This window comes from Cytobacillus gottheilii, assembly GCF_900166665.1.
GTDB classification, from domain to species: domain Bacteria; phylum Bacillota; class Bacilli; order Bacillales; family Cytobacillaceae; genus Cytobacillus; species Cytobacillus gottheilii_A.
Map to the genome: position 1 here is coordinate 3,034,069 of NZ_LT800494.1, position 19,772 is coordinate 3,053,840.

General features: G+C 38.0%; 20 protein-coding genes. 6 read left to right on the forward strand and 14 right to left on the reverse strand.

All coding sequences use genetic code 11. The features are described from left to right. Positions 1-232: 232 nt before the first annotated feature. Positions 233-913, reverse strand: a complete 681-nt coding sequence (locus B7E07_RS14930; protein ID WP_080846725.1) for a YkyA family protein — start codon at positions 911-913, stop codon at positions 233-235. A 245-nt stretch (positions 914-1,158) separates the two neighbouring features. Between B7E07_RS14930 and B7E07_RS14935 the strand changes: the two genes are divergently transcribed. Continuing rightward, positions 1,159-1,299: a YjcZ family sporulation protein gene (locus B7E07_RS14935; RefSeq protein WP_080846727.1), complete on the forward strand. Its 141-nt coding sequence runs from the start codon at positions 1,159-1,161 to the stop codon at positions 1,297-1,299. 144 nt (positions 1,300-1,443) lie between these two features. Then, entirely contained in the window at positions 1,444-1,998 is a 555-nt protein-coding gene (gene def / locus B7E07_RS14940; protein ID WP_080846729.1) for a peptide deformylase, read from the forward strand. A gap of 256 nt (positions 1,999-2,254) precedes the next feature. On the opposite strand, the gene B7E07_RS14945 is transcribed toward def, so the two are convergent. Continuing rightward, complete coding sequence (locus B7E07_RS14945; RefSeq protein WP_080846731.1) at positions 2,255-3,025, reverse strand: Cof-type HAD-IIB family hydrolase; 771 nt, start codon at positions 3,023-3,025, stop codon at positions 2,255-2,257. A gap of 147 nt (positions 3,026-3,172) precedes the next feature. Further along, a complete protein-coding gene (locus B7E07_RS14950) occupies positions 3,173-3,553 on the reverse strand; it encodes a hypothetical protein (protein WP_080846733.1) in 381 nt (126 codons plus the stop codon). A 522-nt stretch (positions 3,554-4,075) separates the two neighbouring features. Between B7E07_RS14950 and B7E07_RS14955 the strand changes: the two genes are divergently transcribed. Together B7E07_RS14955 and rnjA are read left to right on the forward strand one after the other, a co-directional pair. Further along, positions 4,076-4,288 (forward strand): DNA-dependent RNA polymerase subunit epsilon, encoded by a 213-nt coding sequence (locus B7E07_RS14955; protein WP_080846735.1) that lies wholly within the window; start codon positions 4,076-4,078, stop codon positions 4,286-4,288. Between the two features lie 3 nt (positions 4,289-4,291). Continuing rightward, complete coding sequence (gene rnjA / locus B7E07_RS14960; RefSeq protein WP_080846737.1) at positions 4,292-5,959, forward strand: ribonuclease J1; 1,668 nt, start codon at positions 4,292-4,294, stop codon at positions 5,957-5,959. 50 nt (positions 5,960-6,009) lie between these two features. Here rnjA and B7E07_RS14965 read toward each other — a convergent pair whose 3' ends face one another. The 3 genes from B7E07_RS14965 to B7E07_RS14975 form a co-directional block, all read right to left on the reverse strand. Then, a complete protein-coding gene (locus B7E07_RS14965) occupies positions 6,010-6,669 on the reverse strand; it encodes a potassium channel family protein (protein ID WP_066447095.1) in 660 nt (219 codons plus the stop codon). A 169-nt stretch (positions 6,670-6,838) separates the two neighbouring features. Continuing rightward, positions 6,839-8,656 carry an ABC transporter ATP-binding protein gene (locus B7E07_RS14970; RefSeq protein WP_080846739.1) on the reverse strand — a complete coding sequence of 606 codons (1,818 nt, stop codon included), beginning with the start codon at positions 8,654-8,656 and terminating at the stop codon, positions 6,839-6,841. An 11-nt stretch (positions 8,657-8,667) separates the two neighbouring features. Beyond that, positions 8,668-10,422 carry an ABC transporter ATP-binding protein gene (locus B7E07_RS14975; protein WP_080846742.1) on the reverse strand — a complete coding sequence of 585 codons (1,755 nt, stop codon included), beginning with the start codon at positions 10,420-10,422 and terminating at the stop codon, positions 8,668-8,670. 249 nt (positions 10,423-10,671) lie between these two features. Between B7E07_RS14975 and B7E07_RS14980 the strand changes: the two genes are divergently transcribed. After that, on the forward strand, positions 10,672-11,508 hold the full coding sequence (locus B7E07_RS14980) for a mechanosensitive ion channel family protein (protein ID WP_257391460.1): 837 nt from the start codon (positions 10,672-10,674) through the stop codon (positions 11,506-11,508). 354 nt (positions 11,509-11,862) lie between these two features. Here B7E07_RS14980 and B7E07_RS14985 read toward each other — a convergent pair whose 3' ends face one another. From B7E07_RS14985 to B7E07_RS15010, 6 genes are all read right to left on the reverse strand, one after another. Further along, entirely contained in the window at positions 11,863-12,990 is a 1,128-nt protein-coding gene (locus B7E07_RS14985) for an N-acetyldiaminopimelate deacetylase (protein WP_080846745.1), read from the reverse strand. A 114-nt stretch (positions 12,991-13,104) separates the two neighbouring features. Further along, positions 13,105-13,815: a 2,3,4,5-tetrahydropyridine-2,6-dicarboxylate N-acetyltransferase gene (gene dapD, locus B7E07_RS14990; RefSeq protein WP_080846747.1), complete on the reverse strand. Its 711-nt coding sequence runs from the start codon at positions 13,813-13,815 to the stop codon at positions 13,105-13,107. A gap of 101 nt (positions 13,816-13,916) precedes the next feature. Continuing rightward, a complete protein-coding gene (locus B7E07_RS14995; RefSeq protein ID WP_080846750.1) occupies positions 13,917-14,801 on the reverse strand; it encodes a LysR family transcriptional regulator in 885 nt (294 codons plus the stop codon). A 179-nt stretch (positions 14,802-14,980) separates the two neighbouring features. Beyond that, the gene (locus tag B7E07_RS15000) at positions 14,981-16,417 is read right to left on the reverse strand and encodes an MDR family MFS transporter (protein WP_080849208.1); all 1,437 of its coding nucleotides are present in this window, start codon (positions 16,415-16,417) and stop codon (positions 14,981-14,983) included. Positions 16,418-16,588: 171 nt separating this feature from the next. After that, positions 16,589-17,041 (reverse strand): cyclic-di-AMP-binding protein CbpB, encoded by a 453-nt coding sequence (gene cbpB / locus B7E07_RS15005; RefSeq protein ID WP_080846753.1) that lies wholly within the window; start codon positions 17,039-17,041, stop codon positions 16,589-16,591. A 421-nt stretch (positions 17,042-17,462) separates the two neighbouring features. Then, on the reverse strand, positions 17,463-17,699 hold the full coding sequence (locus tag B7E07_RS15010; RefSeq protein WP_066447117.1) for a YkuJ family protein: 237 nt from the start codon (positions 17,697-17,699) through the stop codon (positions 17,463-17,465). 456 nt (positions 17,700-18,155) lie between these two features. Here B7E07_RS15010 and B7E07_RS15015 point away from each other — a divergent pair, with 456 nt between their 5' ends. Then, on the forward strand, positions 18,156-18,398 hold the full coding sequence (locus tag B7E07_RS15015; protein ID WP_080846756.1) for a glutaredoxin family protein: 243 nt from the start codon (positions 18,156-18,158) through the stop codon (positions 18,396-18,398). 217 nt (positions 18,399-18,615) lie between these two features. Here B7E07_RS15015 and B7E07_RS15020 read toward each other — a convergent pair whose 3' ends face one another. Both B7E07_RS15020 and B7E07_RS15025 read right to left on the reverse strand, forming a co-directional pair. After that, entirely contained in the window at positions 18,616-19,269 is a 654-nt protein-coding gene (locus B7E07_RS15020; RefSeq protein ID WP_176215214.1) for a DUF3993 domain-containing protein, read from the reverse strand. Positions 19,270-19,494: 225 nt separating this feature from the next. Continuing rightward, entirely contained in the window at positions 19,495-19,731 is a 237-nt protein-coding gene (locus B7E07_RS15025; protein WP_080846760.1) for a hypothetical protein, read from the reverse strand. Positions 19,732-19,772 lie beyond the last annotated feature (41 nt).

Here is a 19,772-nt window from a genome sequence, read left to right on the forward strand (position 1 = left end):
AAAGAGGCAAAAGAAGGTTTATACAAACAATTTTTTCATGATCTTTTTCTCTATTGCAGCTGCATACTAAAAAATTCTCTATGGTAGAATGCAAAAACCGACAAATAAACTGGCCGAAAAGCAGCAAAAAACCGAACGGTTAGAGATGAATAAAGATATCTCATAATCGTTCGGTTATTTTTGCTGGCTGTATCACTTATATTTTCAAGCAGGTCAAAATAGTCTTTACTCGTTATTCTTGATCATCTTCGCCTGTATCAACCTCAAGGCCTGCTGCCTGGTAAAAGGATAATTTTATATCGTTATAATTCGCAGTTTTCTCATTAAAGTCTTCATTTGTTTGAAGTACTTGTTCATATGATTCATTAATCATGGTAATTTGCTCTTCTAATTGGTCTAATGTTAAATCTTCTGTTTTAAAGAGTTCGTAAAGCTTTTTATCATTATTTAATGCTTCTGAATACTGAGCATACAGAGTGTCATGCAAATCGTATCTTTCCATCATCGTATCATATAATTGCTGCGCTTCGCTTTTCAGCTCTTCTTCTTCTATTTCATCAATGATTTCAGGTATCTTTTGAAATTCCTCTTTTGAAGCATCAATGCTCTGCTTTTCAGCTTCCATATGCTCTTCACGCTGGGCGGCAGATGACAGAGCTTCGTCAGACAGACTTTGAATTTCTTCAAACTCCTTCATACTTAAAGCAATAATTTGATCGTACAATTCCTGTTCCTGCTTTTCCAATTGAACAAGCGGGGTTTGCTGTTCTTCGAATTCTTTTTCGGCCTCGACCACATTTTCAAGTACAGTGTACATTTTTTCAGCTGGTGTCTCACGATTTAAACAGCCTGATAAAAGCACCACGCTCATTAATAGGACACTAATCCAAATTCCTGATTTTAAATAGTTCATTTTAATCCCCCTAACTCATTACTTACTATATCTACTGTTCGTTTGTTTGGCAAATACCTTGCAGCGATTTTTACAATATAGGTTGTCCTCATCAAAACCTATGCTGCACTCTTTTCATTTATTCCTTAGGCACCGGCCTACACAATTAGAACCCATCATACATAGGCTATATTAATCGTCCGATAATAAATTAAAAACGAATGAAACAATGTGGACGATAATCTACTTTAGGGAGGTTATCCTTCATGTATGGATATGGCGGATACGGATATGGTTGCAATTACCCAGGTTATGTAGCTGGAGCAGGATATGGCAAAGGATTTGCATTAATTGTTGTATTGTTTATTCTTCTGATCATTGTTGGCTGCTCTTGCTGGAAATTCTAAATCCTTTAAGGGAGATAGCACCTATTGGGGCTGTCTCCTATTTGTTCCACAAAATTAGACGCCTAAACATGATCTTGAATATTAACATTTGCGGATTTGTTTGATAGACTATTTTCATACTTATGATCAACAGGAGTGATTTACATGATTACAATGAATGATATCATTCGAGATGGACATCCCACACTAAGAAAGGTCGCAGAAGAAGTACAGCTTCCTCCTACTCAAGAAGATAAAGAAATTTTAACAAGCCTTATAGAATATGTTAAAAACAGTCAGAATCCTGAGATTTCTGCTCAATATGGATTACGTGGCGGTGTTGGTCTAGCGGCACCTCAGATTAATGTTTCTAAACGAATGATTGCTGTACATACAACAGATCCCAACGGCGAATTATTCAGTTATGCTCTTTTCAATCCTAAAATTATCAGCCATTCTGTAGAGCGATCGTATATTACTTCTGGTGAAGGCTGTTTGTCAGTTGACGAGAATATCCCCGGATTTGTACCACGATACGCACGTGTCACTATTAAAGGGTATGATGTTGACGGAAATGAAGTGAAACTACGTTTAAAAGGACTTCCTGCTGTCGTGTTTCAGCATGAAATCGATCATCTTAATGGAATAATGTTTTACGACCATATCGATCAGACTGAACCGCTTAAACCAATTGAAAATGCCATTCCTATTGAAAGATAAAAATAGCAAGAACAAAAATGCTAAGCTCTGAGTGCAATCATTAAACCGGAAAATTAGGGTGTTTCACCTGCATTCTGTATTCACACTTTCCACCTGTGTGAGCCTTGTTTCTATAACCAGCTAGAGCTGGAGGTCCTCTGCTGATTTTCAAGAGGAAAAATCTTTTATAAACAAAAAAAAACGAATGATTAGAAAGGATATCTTTCTAATCATTCGGACGTATCACTATGTTGAAAAAAGTTCTAGCCTCTTAACACTAAATCAGCTCCAGCTCCTTTAAGCCTTTCCAGATGCCATCCTGATCTACGTCTGCAGTTACGTGTTTGGCCACTTTTTTCAGCTGTGGAACAGCGTTGCCCATAGCAACCCCATTTCCTACCGTTTTAAGCATCTCGATATCATTTAATCCATCGCCAAAAGCGTAAACGTCTTCCATCTTAAACCCTAAACGCTCAATCATTTTGGCAATTCCTTCTGCTTTAGATCCTCCTGCCGGCAATACATCAATAGACAAATCATGCCAGCGAATAAAATGAAACTCAGGAAAATCACTTACATATCCAGTTTCCTCTTTGTCTTTGCAAAAAACATTTAATTGATATATCTCATTTTCCTTATAGAACATAAGATCCAAAGTAGGATGCGGAAATTTCAAACTCCCCATGCTTTCCACAATATATGTATGGTGTTCAACATTCGATTTCATTGTTTTTTCATTTAAAAATACGAGCGGATGCCCCTGTTGATCAGCATTTACCAATAATTCATCCATTTTATCCAAGTTTAAAGGGTTCTTATAAATAGGCTCATTTTCAAACACTACATACTGTCCATTAAAACTCACAAATGAATCAATTTCTAATTCTTCTCTTAAAGATTCAAACATAAACGGCGCTCTGCCTGTTGCAATGGCAACAAAAACACCATTATTTTGAAGTTGCTTAATGGCCTCTTTCGTTTTGACAGGCAATTTTTTTTCATGATCCAATAGCGTACCGTCAATATCAAAAAATACAATTTTACTCAATTTTCTCAAACTCCCTCTCTTTTTACTTCAATATACTATTTGTAAAACGCTGATCCTTAACTCATATATTCTTGAAATCCATTTATCGCTTTCATAGCAGAATCACCACCATGATATAGTAACAGCAAGCTAAAGTATATGTACAAATCAAATATAAACCATATTTTGAAAGGCCATTTGGATGGTCTGCATTATACCATTGTATTCATATTTTATAACTTCAGACAGCGTGAAAAAACCTTTCACATAAACACTACCTTCATAAACATTCTGTGTCAATTGACGATTCTTCACATGGCGCTTTTTTGAGATCTTATTGCTACTATCATCCCATTTTAAGCGGGCATTCTGTACAATGACTGCTGATTGTAACAAAAGAGTACGAGACCACTCCTGTTCCGAGTGGAGGGACTTAGAACCCGCAGGACCATGCTGCTTCCCCACCCAAAAATAAATACCATAAAGGTGATTAACTGAATTTCTAAGTAGAAGCAACAAAGTTTGCGAAAAACAGCCTTTCTTATTCATAAAATAAGACCTTTACAATCATAATATGAATATAAACCAAATTTCCGGAAAACAGTACGTGCTGTAATACGAGCGAATCAAAGAAGCAAGTGCAAGATGGATAACATATTTTTCTAAAACAATGCCATGTTTGCTTTACAAAGGACAAGGATCGTTTAAAATAGAGATAAGGAGTTGATCCACAATGTTGAAAAGGCTGAGAAAAAAGCTATTGAAACAGTGGAGAGATATGCTTCGTAAAAAGACAATCGCTTAAATTTGAGCCCTTCAAACTTGCGAAGGGCTCCTTCGTTATTGTAAATTGGATATCAGTACGTTTTTTTACATACTTTTAATTATATGCCATAATAAACCTATATAATGGGTAATGAAGTATTTAATAGATGATTTTTGCCGTATGGAACCCCTTATTCTGAAGAAGTTTAACTGGCTTCTTCAAAAAAAGCTGTATTTCAATTTGACGCTAAGAAAGTTACCTTTCTTATCATATAAAAAAGAACATCGGATGAAGGAGAGAATGTTATGGTTTACAAAGTTTATTTTCAAGAAGTAGCGAAAGAAGTGCCTGTTCGCGAGAAAACAAAAACGATTTTTGTTGAAGGGGAATCAGAACGAGACGTCCGTTCTAAGTTGAAGAAACGCCCTTATAATATCGAGTTTGTTGCTGCTGTGGAAGGCTCTTATCTCGATTATGAAAAACAAAACGAAGACTTTAAAGTATTGGAGATTGAATAATATATGAAATTTGTTAAAAATGATCAGACAGCAGTTTTTGCTCTCGGCGGTTTAGGCGAAATCGGCAAAAACACATATGCTGTCCAATTCCAAGATGAAATTATATTAATTGATGCTGGAATAAAATTCCCAGAAGATGAGCTTCTTGGTATTGATTACGTTATTCCTGATTACACGTATTTAGTGAAAAATGAAGATAAAATTAAAGGTCTTTTTATTACACATGGTCACGAGGATCATATCGGCGGCGTTCCGTATTTATTAAGACAATTGAATATTCCAATCTACGGGGGCAAACTTGCGTTAGGTTTAATTCGCAATAAGCTTGAGGAACATGGCCTGCTGCGCCAAGCTAAACTTTATGAAATTAAAGAAGACGATATTATTAAATTTAGAAAAACGTCTGTAACTTTCTTTAGAACAACTCACAGTATTCCTGACTCATATGGAATTGTTGTTAAGACTCCTCCAGGACAAATCGTTCATACTGGCGATTTTAAATTTGATTTTACGCCAGTGGGTGAACCAGCGAACTTAACAAAAATGGCTGAAATCGGCAAAGAAGGCGTATTATGCTTATTATCTGACAGTACAAACAGTGAAATTCCAGAATTCACAATGTCAGAGCGCCGTGTCGGGGAAAGCATTCATGATATTTTCAGAAAAGTTGAAGGAAGAGTTATTTTTGCTACCTTCGCTTCAAACATTCACCGTCTGCAGCAAGTGACCGAAGCAGCAGTTGCAAACGGCAGAAAGATCGCTGTTTTCGGGCGCAGTATGGAAGCAGCCATCAATATTGGACAAGATCTCGGTTATATTACTGCACCTAAAGATACTTTCATTGATGCTCAGCAAATTAACCGCTTGCCAGCAAACCAAGTGACCATTCTTTGTACAGGAAGCCAGGGAGAACCAATGGCTGCTCTTTCAAGAATAGCAAATGGTACTCACCGTCAAATTCAAATCAATCCAGGCGACACAGTGGTCTTCTCTTCTTCACCAATCCCTGGTAACACGATTAGTGTCAGCAGAACTATTGACCGACTGTCCCGTGCAGGTGCAGAAGTTATTTATGGCAAACTTAGCGATATTCACACTTCCGGTCATGGTGGACAAGAAGAACAAAAACTTATGCTTCGCCTAATTAAACCAAAATTCTTTATGCCGATTCACGGTGAGTATAGAATGCAAAAAATGCATGCTAAACTAGCTGTTGATTGTGGTGTAGAAGAAGAGAATTGCTTTATCATGGATAATGGTGAAGTATTAGCGTTAAGTGATGATACAGCTCAAGTAGCTGGTAAAGTGCCATCTGGTTCTGTTTATATCGATGGAAGCGGAATTGGAGATATCGGCAATATTGTACTGCGAGACCGCCGTATCCTTTCTGAAGAAGGACTGGTTGTAGTGGTTGTCAGCATTAATATGAAAGACTTTAAAATCGCTTCTGGCCCTGACCTGATTTCCAGAGGATTTGTTTATATGAGAGAATCCGGAGATCTAATCAATGATGCTCAAAGCTTAATCTCAAAGCATCTTAACAAGGTAATGGAACGGAAAACGACGCAATGGTCTGAGATTAAAAATGAAATCACAGATACATTAGCACCATTCTTATACGAAAAAACAAAACGACGTCCAATGATCCTTCCGATTATCATGGAAGTTTAAAAGAAAAAGGCAGAAATCACACAATAGTGATTTCTGCCTTTTGTTTTGGCTTAGCCGAGAAGCTTCTTTTCAAAACGGTTGATATCTATATCTGCTCCAATGACAATCATGATGTCATTATACTGAATTTTTTCATTCGCCTGCGGTGAGACAATGATTTCTTCTCTTCTTTTAATGGCTACAATATTGATGCCGTATTTCGCGCGGATATCTAAATCAATAATGGTATGGCCGCTAATTCGCTCATTTGCAACGATCTCAACAATACTGTGCTCGTCTGAAAGCTCTAAATAATCGAGGACATTATTGGATACAAGCTTATGCGCAATTCTTCGTCCCATATCTCTTTCTGGATGTATGATAAAGTCTGCGCCAATTTTGCTAAGAACCTTTTCATGATAATCATTTTGCGCTTTCACTGTTATTTTCTTAACGCCAGCCTCTTTCAGGATTAATGTGGTTAAAATACTAGCCTGAATATTATCACCAATCGCAACAATTACGTGATCAAAATTACGGATTCCAAGGCTCTTAATGACCGTTTCATCTGTTGTATCACCGACAACTGCATGTGAAGCAATCATTGAGAACTCATTGACGCGATCCTCGTCCATATCAATTGCCATAACCTCCATGCCTTCCTCTGCCAGCGCTTTGCAAATGCTGCTGCCAAAACGACCAAGACCAATAACAGCAAACTCTTTCTTCATTGAAATCCTCCACCTATTTACAGATTTATATCATACCAATCATTCTAGCACACCCAAACCATCAGGAAAATAGTGTACTTCATTGAATATAATGTTTACTAAACGGAAAGTTTCCATTAGGCAAAGAAAAAGCTAAGGAGCCCATGTAAGCTTTCCTTAGCTTTTTCTATTATCCAGCATCAAGCATATTAAACTGCGCTTTAACTAGTTGATGATAATGACCCTCTTGTTCCATTAATTCATCATGTGACCCTTCTTCAAGTATTTCACCATGATCCAGGACAAAGATTTTATCAGCATCTCTTATGGTCGACAATCTGTGAGCAATGATAATCGCTGTACGGCCCTCCAGCAGCGTTTTAAGAGCTGTCTGTATCCGCACTTCTGTTTCAGTATCAATGCTAGCCGTTGCTTCATCTAAGATTAATATACGAGGATCAGCCAACAAGGCTCTTGCAAAGGATAGCAGCTGACGCTCACCTACTGATAGAATATTTCCTCTCTCTTCAACTTCTGTTTCATATCCATTCGGGAGACGCTGAATAAAATCATGCGCTCCAACCGCTTTTGCGGCCTGCAGCACCTGCTCCTCTGACGCATCTGGTTTTCCAAAACGAATATTATCTCCGATTGTCCCAGAAAAAATAAAGGTATCCTGCAGCACAATGCTAATTTGGCTGCGCAGGTTGGCTAAGGAAACATCCCTCAAATTCACTCCATCAATCTTAACTGCTCCTCCAGTTGGATCGTAAAACCTGCTGATTAAGTTCGCAACCGTTGTTTTACCGGACCCAGTATGCCCTACTAATGCAACGGTTTCTCCCGCTTTCATTTCTAGATTAATGCCTTTAAGGGCTTTCCTCTTCTCATTGTATGAAAAAAAAGTGTTTTCAAATTCAATGTGCCCCTTCATTTCTTTAAACGAAATGGCATCGGTTCTCTCTGAAACAATTGGTTTTTCATCTAAGAACTCAAAGATTCTTTCAGAAGAAGCCATCCCCATTAATAATTGATTGTATACCATTCCAAGCCTGCCAATCGGCTCCCAGAACATCCCTAAGTAAAAGGCAAATGAGACAAACTCACCAATAGACAGGGACTGGCTTTGTATTAAAGATGCACCAAACCAGATCAGCACCGCAGTACCGATCGCGTTTGTCAGCTCGACAAGCGGGCGAAACATCGCATTCTTTTTTGAAGCTGTCTTCCAGCTTAAAAAGTTTTCGGTATTGACTCCATCAAAAAAAACCATATTTTCCTTTTCCTGCGTAAAGGATTGTGTCACACGAATGCCCTGAATGCTCTCATTTAAATGAGAATTTAGTTTCGATTGCTTTAATCGCACCGTCTGCCATGATCTTCGTATTTTTCTGCGCAGTGAAGTAGAAATAAAAAACATGATCGGCAGGATTACCATAACTGCTAATGTCAGTTCTGGACTCAGCGTAAACAGAATAACAAAGATCCCGGCTAATAAAACCATATCCATCAGGAGATTGATAATTCCATTTGTAAATAATTCTTGTAGTGAATTAATATCATTGAGAATTCTGACTAAGATCGATCCTGCTGAACGCTGATCAAAAAAACGATGCGACAATGTTTGCACATGTGTAAATAAATGCTTCCGCAAATCATAAATCACATTCTGACCTAACGTATTCATCCATTTAATACGATAATAGTTGGCACCATATGATAAAAGATATAAGGCAAAAATGACGCTGACAAGCGTTGTTAAAAGGGCTGCATCCTTTTCAACAAGCGCCTGGTCAAGTGTATAAACCCCAATTAATATTGGTATGGCCAATCGGACAGCTGTATTAATCATCACCATTAAAATAGATAATGGCAGCAATTTTTTGCGATATGGCTTCAAATAACTGAATAGCCGCAGCATCTGTTTCCAATTAAACGGCTTTTCTATCACATCCTCTGATGAATATTGAAACCGTGTTAGAATCGCCTCTTTTTTTTGCTTACTCATCCTTACACCTCCTAGCCTGTTTGTGATTGCAGTACGTTATCTAGGTCTTTGTACTGAATACCGTATATCCTTTTGTACGGACCCTCTTTGCTTATTAATTGTTCATGTGTTCCTCTTTCAGCTACCTTGCCTTCTTCAAGTACAATGATCTCATCTGCATGCTTTAAAGATGAGATTCGGTGAGCGATGATGAAGGTAGTTCGGTTTTTCATCACTTCTTTTAATGCTTTTTGAATTTGGAACTCCGTTTGCATGTCAACAGCACTAGTAGCATCATCTAGAATTAAAATACTCGGATTTACACAAATAGCTCTCGCAATCGCAATCCGCTGTTTTTGGCCGCCAGACAGCCCCATTCCCCGTTCTCCCAGCATGGTGTCATACCCTTCTGGAAGCTCCATAATAAAGTCATGTGCCTGTGCACGCTTAGCAGCATCAATAATTTCATCCATTGTGGCATCCGGTCTTCCAAATGAGATATTCGCTTTGATGGATGAAGAAAATAAAAAGGTCTCTTGCAGCACAAATCCAATATTATGCCGAAGTGATTTAAGTGAATATTCCTTTACATTTTTCCCGTCAATCAGTACCTCGCCATCAACCGGCTCATAGAAGCGTGTCATTAATTGAGTTAATGTTGTTTTGCCGGCACCAGTTGATCCAATCAGACCAATCACTTTTCCTGGTTCAGCAAAAAATGAAACATTATTTAATGCCTGCTTATCGTCCTTTGAATATTGAAGTGTTACCTGGCGAAACTCTACTTCTCCAGCGAAACGGTCTAAGTGAACAGCATCTGTGTGATCTTCAATTTCATTTTCACTTTCTAAAATCTCCAGCAGCCTTTCACCCGATGCCTTAGCTTGAGAAAATAAATTAACTGTAAAGCCTAAGTTCATAATCGGCCACATAATATACCCTAACAGACTATAAAACGCTACAAGTTCTCCTAAAGATAAACTGTCTGTTATAACTAGGTATCCTCCATATGCAAGCAATAGTACAATGCTTAAATTTCCGAGCAGCTCCATTAGAGGAAAATATTTTGCCCAAATTTTTGCTGTAAATAAGTATTTCCCTTTATATTCGCCGTTAGAATTATTAAACTTATCAATCTCAAAATCTTCTCGGGACAGCGATTTCACCGTATTTATGCCGCTGATATTTTCCTGAACCTTCGTATTCAGCCGGCCAAACGATTTACGAATACCGCGAAAAGCTGGATGAACAGCTTTATCAAATTTAAACGTGACAACAGCCAAAAAAGGCAAGGTAATTAGTGTAACGATCGTTAATGGAATCGAATAATAAAGCATGACCGAAAAGCTAATTCCGACTAATAAAATAAATCTTAACAATTCTGCAAACCCAACGGATAAAAAGAAGCGGAAGCCCTCAACATCCGCAGTCAGCCTTGACATTAAATCACCTGTCTTTGCGTTATCGTAATAACGGAATGGCAAAAACTGCAGTTTATCATAAAGAGCATTTCTCAGCTTGTATACAGATGAAATTCCAAAGAGATCACCAGTATATTGATGAATATAAGTAGCAACTCCTTTCACCACCATGATTCCTACAAACCCCAAAGCTAAAAACGGTATCCAATCATATTGTCCCTGCAATACCACCTCGTCAATTGTCAGCTGCAAAATCATGGGATATACAACGGTAATTGCCGTTACAATAAATAAAAACACAATCGACCAGATAAAATAATGTTTAAAAGGCCAGTAATGTTCTTTCAATTTTTTAAAAGTCTCCAAGAAGCCCCCTCCTTCACACAATTACAAATTTTCAAAAATTAAAGAACGTAATACTAAATATAACGGGTTTCGAAATAAATTACTACCCTTTTTTGTGGAAAGATTAAGAAAATTATCCGACTATGACCTCTTTTTTTCCACAAAAATTCACATAATAAAGGCATTCGGCACCTAGCCTTTGCAATCACTATATTCTTACGTTAAAATTGGTATCTGATCTAATCTCTATGTATTAAGGAGTGTTCAAACTTGGACTTATTAAATGATATTAGCCTGCAAGTGAACCAAATTAATTGGGAACAGATTCTGCTAACACTTTTAACAATTGTCTTAAAGGTTGCAGCCGTATTTATCGTGTTTGCCATTGTGAAGGCTGCAGGCAACAAAATCATAGGTAAAATGTTCAGCAAAATTCAGCTGAGACAAAATATTTCTGCCGGCAGAGCTAAAACGCTTGAAAGCTTAACGCAAAATATCCTTAATTATGTTTTGCTTTTTATCTTTATTGTAACGGTACTTCAGTTATTCGGTATTCAAGCAACGGCTATTCTTGCTGGTGCAGGGGTTGTCGGATTAGCGATCGGCTTTGGTGCACAAGGTTTAGTCAGTGACGTTGTAACAGGATTCTTTATCTTAATTGAGAAACAAATAGATGTAGGAGACTATGTTACCATTGGAACATTTTCAGGCATTGTAGAACAGGTGGGATTGAGAAACACACAAGTACGAGGTTTTGACGGTGCTTTATATTATATTCCGAATCGTACAATCACAACGGTCAGCAATCATTCCCGCGGTACAATGAATGCATTAGTTGACATGATTGTAACGTATGAAAATCAACTTGAAGAAACGATGGCTGCCATTCAAAAAGCGGCAAAGGAATATGCAAAAGATAATGAATTAATATTAGAAGGACCAAATGTAATTGCTGTACAAGCACCAGGCAGCAATAAACTTGTCTTGCGTGTGATTGCCAAAACCGTCAATACAGAAAAAGGAACGGTTGAAAAAGACCTGCAAACCCTTTTCAGCAGCACACTAGAAAAAATGAAAAATGACCCAGCACAAAAGCCAGGTCAATAAACGATTTTGCGTAAAATTTGAAAAAAGAGGCTGGGAAAACGAAACTACTATTTTTTTAAAACACGGGTTTTCATTTTCAATCAAAGTTTATGTGTTAACACAAGCCCGTTCCACCTGCGCTCCAGACCCTCGCTTTCCATGGGGAGGAAGCTGAGCCTCCTCAGAGCAAAGCTCCTGCGGGGGCTCACCTTTTCCTCTATTGCCCATAGGAGTCGAGGGTCCTCCGCTCCATTTCACTCATGTTTAGTATTAAATGTAAAATAAATAAAAAAGCCGAATGATTAGAAAGATTTACTCTCTAATCATTCGGCTTTTTGGTTGTGTTAAATAAATATTTCTCAGCCTCTTTTTTTCTTATACTCCTTTATACCTTAAGTACTTCTCAATTAATGTGATTGCCACATCAATCGCTTGTTCTGAAGGATTCAGCTTAGCGTGATGAAGTCCGTATTCAGAGTTTGTCCCAAGCCAAAACATGAAACCTGGAACCGCTTTTAACATATAGCCAAAGTCTTCTCCTGTCATGGCTTCCCTGCATTCTATTACATCTACACCCGTATTACTTTTTGCAAACTCTATAAATTCTGAAGTTAAGGCAGAATGATTATAAACCTGATGATACATGCTTCCATAATCAATGACAGCTTCACATTGAAAACCCGTCTCTGTACCTTTTACAAGGCTCTCAATTCTATGTTTAACAATTTTCATCGAATCTGGGGATAGGGTACGAATGGTGCCTTCCAGCCTTGCATTTTCAGCTATAATATTTTGAACTGTTCCACCTGTGATTTTTCCGATAGTAATGACGGCACTATCAAGTGGATCCACGTTGCGGGAAATAACTGTTTGAAGCTGGTTAACGAGCGAACATGCGGCTATAATCATATCATTTGTCTGATGTGGGTAGGCAGCATGTCCCCCTTTTCCTTTTAGATCAATAAAAAGCTCTGATGTATTTGCAAATAACAGCCCTTCTCGGGTTGCAATAGTACCCACAGGATACTCTGGTGCGATATGGAGCGCTAATACCATATCTGGCCACCATTCTTTCATTTCTTCTGATTGCAGCATTGGCTCTGCCCCTCCAGGGCCTTCCTCTGCCGGCTGAAAAATAAATAAAAGATCATCATTAATGCGTTCATGAACAAGGTTGCTGATTAGTCCTAAAGCAATCGCCATATGAAAGTCATGTCCACAGGCATGCATCATTCCTTCATGTTCTGATGAAAATGGCAGATTTGTATCTTCAGTGATTGGCAAGCCATCAATGTCCGCTCTATATGCAATTGTTTTATCTGGCATCATACCTTTAATCTTTACAAATAGACCCGTTTTCCATTTTTTGATTTCAATATGCTCTTGTGGGAGTGATTGGAGATAAGAAAGAAGATAAGCTTGTGTCTTAAATTCCTGAAATCCAATCTCGGGAATTTTATGGAGATCCCGTCTTACTTGTATGTATTGATTAGTTGTGTTCAAAACCAGCTTCCTCCTGCTACTTATATTCTTAATTCTAATAAAAGCCAACCCTCAGCAAAAGTATTAGTAGATAAGTAAGAAGCGCGGAAATTAGCTCCGCGCTTTTAACACTTCTTATAGTTGTCTAAGTTCTTGTTTAATTTCTGTTTTCGATTTCGTCTTTTCATCAATTTCCTTGATGACTCTTGCAGGAGTACCTGCAACAACAGTATATGGAGGAACATCTTCAATCACAATTGCTCCTGCTGCAACAACTGCACCTTTTCCAACTGTTACTCCCTCAAGCACAACGGCATTTGCACCAATGACAACGTCATCTTCCACTACAACCGGTTTAGCAGATGGCGGCTCAATCACGCCTGCCAATACAGAACCAGCTCCAATGTGACAATTCTTTCCTACAGTGGCTCTTCCGCCAAGGACAACATTCATATCAATCATTGTTCCTTCGCCAATTACTGCTCCGATATTAATAGAAGCACCCATCATGATCACCGCATTATCGCCGATTTCTACTTGATCACGGATAATGGCACCCGGTTCAATACGAGCTTTAATATTTTTCATATCCAGTAATGGAATCGCAGAATTTCTGCGGTCATTTTCTACAACATAATCTTCTATTTTACCAGAGTTTGCTTCAAGGCTTGAGCTGATTTCGCTCCACTCGCCAAATACAACTCCGCTGTTGCCGTTTATAAACGTTTTAGCAGAAGCACCAAAATCAATGCCTTCTAACTCACCTTTTACATACACTTTGACAGGTGTTGACTTTGTGCTATTTTGAATAAAAGAAATAATCTCGTTTGCATCCATCATTTTCATGTAAAATCCTCCTAAATTCAATAACAATATGTATACAAGCATTACTTTAACAAACAAAAGGATTGAAAACAAGCAAGAACATCAAAGAAATAACCTTGAGTTTAATGACCTTCTTCTGCAATATGCTCTTTAATGATTTCCACGAATGCTTGAACCTGTTTTAGCTGAAAAGCCGATTCGTAGCCAAGCAGCCAAGTATCACGTTTGATAGGCTCACTATGATCATCTAAAAGTGGAATTTTAAAAATATTTTCTTCCTGTCCATCTAGTGTAATCGCCGGCAAAATCGCATAGCCAATGCCGTTAAAGGTCATTTGCTTGCATGTTTCAATCTGATCAACAACAATTGTGCGCTTAGGGGAAGTTTTAAATTTCCGCAGCCACCAGTCTTGTATTTCCTGATAATAGTTAGAATCACTTTTAAATTGAATAAACGGCCGGTCCGTTTGAAAGATTTGCTCCGGACTTGTAATTTCTCTATCCACAAGATAAAGACTATCTTTAAATAAATGCATTTTAACACCTTTCCAATCAGGTGTGCCTCTGATGATGCCGATATGTGCTTGATCATCATATAATGATTTCAAAATCTCACTGCTCCAGCCGGTTATTAGCGAAATTTTCGCCTGGGGATATCTGGTCACAAATTTTTTCAGCACCTGCGGCAGCCAATTCTGTCCGACGATAGAAGCCACAGCAATTTTTAAAGTTCCATAAACTTCAGAATTCAGCGCATGAATCGATTCCCGCACCTTTTCTTCCCCATCAATTACCTCATTCACAAACGTAATAATCAGTTCTCCTGCTGGGGTTAAAGACAATCCTTTAGGTGAGCGGACAAAGAGCTTGCTTCCCCATTCCTTTTCAATATTCTGCAGTCTTTGTGATAAGGCGGGCTGAGAAACAAAAAGCCTTTCAGCCGCTTTTCTCATATTCATTTCTTGGGCTAGAACAGAAAGCATGTGAAATTCGGATAATGAAGACAATTTCATCACCCTCTCTATAAGTGGTACTTATACTATATAATAAATGCGATAAAATATCATTAACGCTTTCTGTAAGACCAGCAGGATTCTTGATTGCAGCAAAAAACCGAACATTTAGACAGATTGAAAAAAATCTGCTATTCGTTCGGTTTCAAAATGCTGCAAAACATTAATCCAGCTTACGATAAATCTTTTTTTGGCAATGCTAGTATAAATGCAAAACTAATGATGGCAAATAATAATACAACCATATAAACAGAATGGAGCGACAATGTGAGCCCTTCCTGCAAGATGCTTTTTACATCTGGCAGCAGAGCATTTCTCTGTTCTTCATTTAAAAGCACATTGGCAGCATCTAACGAAGAATCCTTAAGCTCTTGATTGCCGCTGCTTTGAATATAAGCAATAAGCCGGCTGTTCAAGATTCCGCCTAAAAGAGCTGCACCAATGGTATTTCCCAGATTTCGCATAAACATGTTTGACGCTGTTGCAATTCCCCTCTGCTGCCAGCTTACTGCTGTTTGAATGGATACAATAAAGCTAGTGCTCGTTAACCCCATGCCTGCTCCAACAAAAAAGGAACCGGCAGCAGCCCATAGCGGTCCTGCTTCTGGGGTAAGAGTCACAAATAGAATACTGCCGCCAATCAGAAAGAATCCGCCGAGAACGGATGTCTTTCGGAAACCAATTTTTAATAGAAGCTGCCCTGCCGCAGCAGAGGCAATCGGCCAGCCGATTGACATCGATGTTAAAGCAAAACCAGCAACAATAGGTGATCTTTCCATTACGCCCTGTACAAAAGCAGGAAGAAAACTAGAAATGCCTATCAGCATGACCCCTGTTGTGAGCGAAGCCATATTAGCGATAAATATAGGGCGATTCTTCCAGATGCTTAACGGCATCATTGGTTCCTCTGCTTTGTTCTCCTGGAGAATAAAGAGGATAAAACAGCCCAGCGAAACAATCAGAAGACCTATTGCCTGAAAGGATAGCCACGGCCAATTGGTACCGCCTTCTACAAGTACAACCATAAGAGCAGAAATGCTGACCGTCAGTAAGATGGCTCCTGGATAATCAATCTGATGCTTTTTCTTTTCTATATTCTCATGAAGGAAAAACCACAATCCTGCAATCGCCAGTATGCCTAATGGAATGTTAACCCAAAATACATACCGCCAGCTAACAAACTCAACCAGCAATCCACCGATAGCCGGACCCATTACAGCTGAAATGCCCCAAACACTTGAAAGATACCCCTGAATCTTCGCTCTTTCTTCCTTTGAGTAAATATCCCCTACAATGGTCGTTGCAATCGGCATAACGGCTCCCGCTCCGAATCCTTGAATAAGGCGGAAAATGATTAAACTAGTCATGGATTCTGCAATACCGCATAAAATGGAACCAATTAAAAAAATGATAATTCCAAATGTTAAAATCGGTTTTCTGCCAAATAAATCGGAAAGCTTCCCATATATAAGGACTGTTACAGCATTCATTAATAAATAGGCTGAAAAAACCCAGCTATACATTGAAAAACCGCCTAAATCACCGACAATTGCCGGCATGGCAGTTGAAACAATGGTTGCTTCAATCGCTCCCATAAACATCGCAAGCATCACTGAAGCTAATACGAGCGGTCTATGCGTTTTTCTGCCTGACGTTTTTGCTTTTTGCAGCACATATTCACCTCCATCAGGCCTAAAGCGCTTTCAATATACCCATAGAAAAATTGCCTGCGCATTATTACATAGCAAGCATCCTCATTCATTTAAAGCATATGCACACTTTCATCCATTATTTTTAAACTGGCGACGCAGCTGTTTATTCCACTGATCTAGAATGGCTCTTCGCGTCAGAATCCCTTCAAAAATTTGTTCATCATTTTCAATACAAATAAATGGATGATCTACCAATAAAGAAACTGATTTTTGGAAGGAAGCGCTCGAATTTAAACGGGGAATATGAACATTCATAACTTCCTCAACTCGTTTTTCTTCAAGTTTCTCGAATTCAATTCTCTGCAAGCCTAAAATGGATTCCATAATAATCGGTGTGCTGATCAAACCATGTAGCTTGTAATGCGGATCCAGCACAGGAATGGCAGAATATCCACTTTTGGTCAATACTAGCAGCGCATGTTCTACGTTATTGCCGATTTGAACATGTGCAACTCGCTCTGATGGAATCATTAACTCTTTAATATTAATATGTAAAAATTCACCACTCTGAAGACTAACCATACATGAAAACTCCTCAATGAAAGTTATATCTTCATCTTATCATAAGTTTAAAAAGACCGCTCCTATTTTATACAGGATCATCATGCTGTTTTGCAGTCAGCCTATACCTATAAATGTGACGAAGGACAGTCTAACAACTCACCCTTTGCTGGTATGAATGTCTCTGCATTCATACGAACAGCTTTTGCAGCGGTATATGACATTTTGATTTGATTGAGCTGTTAACACTTGATCCAGCTCTGCCTCCGCATGACATTTTGGACAATGAACCTTTGGCAGCATCACTTATCACCTCATTCTTTATAATGACATAAAGAATCCCGTTTCATGTATCTGTTCTATAAAGTCTTTTTAGTTGAAATTAATAAATTGGAGAATACAGAAAAAGGAGCCATACCAGGCTCCTATGTACAGATTGTGCTTATTGAATAAGATCAAATACTTCGATGGTAATCATATCAATATTATCAAATTGATATCTTTTTGGCTTTTCTTTATCATTGTATACTTCTAATTCGTACGTTTCATTTTTAGGATGATAAGTTACTTGGCATTTCTTTTCACCATTCACCTCAAAAAATCTTTGCATTGGCTCTCCACCAACAGATTGTTCTTGAAGATTTTTTAGACGTGTTAAAATTCCTTGAAGCTGTGACATTTTCTCTCTCCTTTCCAAACAAAAACCTTTTCTGCTTTAGGTTTCTCTTCTGGCAAATTTCTATCCTGAAGGAAATACAATCAGAATTTTCAAACGGTACGATCTACATACCAATATTAACAGAATAAAGTAAGTGCCTGTAATTATACAAGTAAAAGATGTGATTTCATTAAAACAAAATTATTCCGGCAATTCAAACGATGCTCATATATTGCATAATTAAAGGGAACATCATACAATTGAATCCAAAATGTATTTCTAAAATTATTGAGTTTCTGCAAACACAGTTTTAACATAGCCATTGCACATGGTTTTTAAGCTGCTTTTTAGCAGGAAATATATCTTAACTGTTTAATCCAAACCTATTTACAATAGCATGCTGCCAACCTATTTTCACTATTATTGAATAGAAAAAATTGGCCTAACATTTATATCATTTACGAATGGAGAATTAGAATGACCAGTATTATTTTTTATACACAGCCTGACTGTCCCCCTTGTGAAATCACAAAAACTTTTTTAAAGGAATATGGTTTCTCATACGAATTAAAGGATATTAAAGCAGATCCTAAAGCCAGGAAAGAATTAATTGAGGTCTACCAATCTTATTCAACACCAACACTTGTCATTGGTGAAGAGATCATTACAGGTTTTAACCTTGAAAGGCTTAAAGAAGTTCTAAAGATAGAGAATAAATAAGGCTGTCTTCGCACACTTTTTTGCGTTTACATTTTACATTAATGTATAAAGATTCCCCTTAGAGCACTCGCTTCCGGCGGGGCAGGAGTCTTGTTCCCTTTCGTTTCATCAACAGTCATTTGATTAAAATGCCCTTTAAAAAGTGATTATTAACACCAACAACTGCTTGTAAAAAGCCTAAACAAAAGGACCCGGGTCATTTTTCTGCCCGGATCCATTACTTACTATACGTTTGAAGCAATTGGTGTTCGCTTGTTAACCACCAATACGCTGAGTTTAACCCATTTGAGAACGGGTTTATTCCTGCTTCGGCCATAATCGGCATTATTGGGTATAGTTGTTGAAACAGGCTCACCTCTTGGTCAGTTTGTTCTCCTTCTGCCTTTTTTGGTAGCTGAGACGGATCAATATTATATAGAAAATCAGATACTTTATACATGTGATCTTGTTTTGTCAAAACGACTCCATCATAACGGTCTTCATATGTAACTGGACCTTCATAGACTGCCGGAAAGAATTGATATACATATAAATCTCCGTTTATTTCTTCTATTTGTGTTTCGTCATCATATGAGAAATGGGGTATATAAAAAAAAGGATTATCAGTTCCTAAGGTAAAATATACATTATTTTCTTCATAAAGATTTTCATCCAAAAAAAGTTTTTCTCCAGCTTGAGTGAAATACGGATCTAATACTTCTTTAACTTCTTCCATAGTACGCTCTTCTTCACCCAGCGAAATTTGTGCTGTGTAAGCGTCTTGAAGGATCGTAAAAATCTCTTCCCGCTCATCTGCCGCATATCCTTTTATTGGAACTAACGCTAGACTTAATACAAGACAAATAAGAACCCTCTGACCAAGCTTGTACATCCCGCTCCCCCTTTTTCCAGCATTGTAGCCTCTAACCATCATTGTATCAATAAAAATAGAGCATATATGGTAGATTCGTGCCCAAAATACTGACATAATACGTTATCAATTTACCCATTGTGACATGAACTAATCGCATTATGGCAAGATTAGCGTCAAAACTGCATTTCTCTAGGAAAAAATATTGAGTTAAAACAAACAAAAAGGACCCGTAAAAACAGGTCCCTACCAATTCAATGAAAATGCATAATAAGCAATTAAAAATAACGTTATGGCTAGTGCAATTCCGTATGTGAGAAAAATCGGATTCCGTAAATAAGGGCGTTTTTTTACTTCTTCAGGAACACTGGCATCATTTCCGGTATCACGTACCTTTTGCTTTGTCAGCATCATCGTAGACACTAGTCCATATCCTAATATTCCAATACTAATTCCAAGCAAGATTAAAATAAACGTACTCATAGTACTCCCCTTCCGAGAAAGCTGCTAATACTATTAAGATT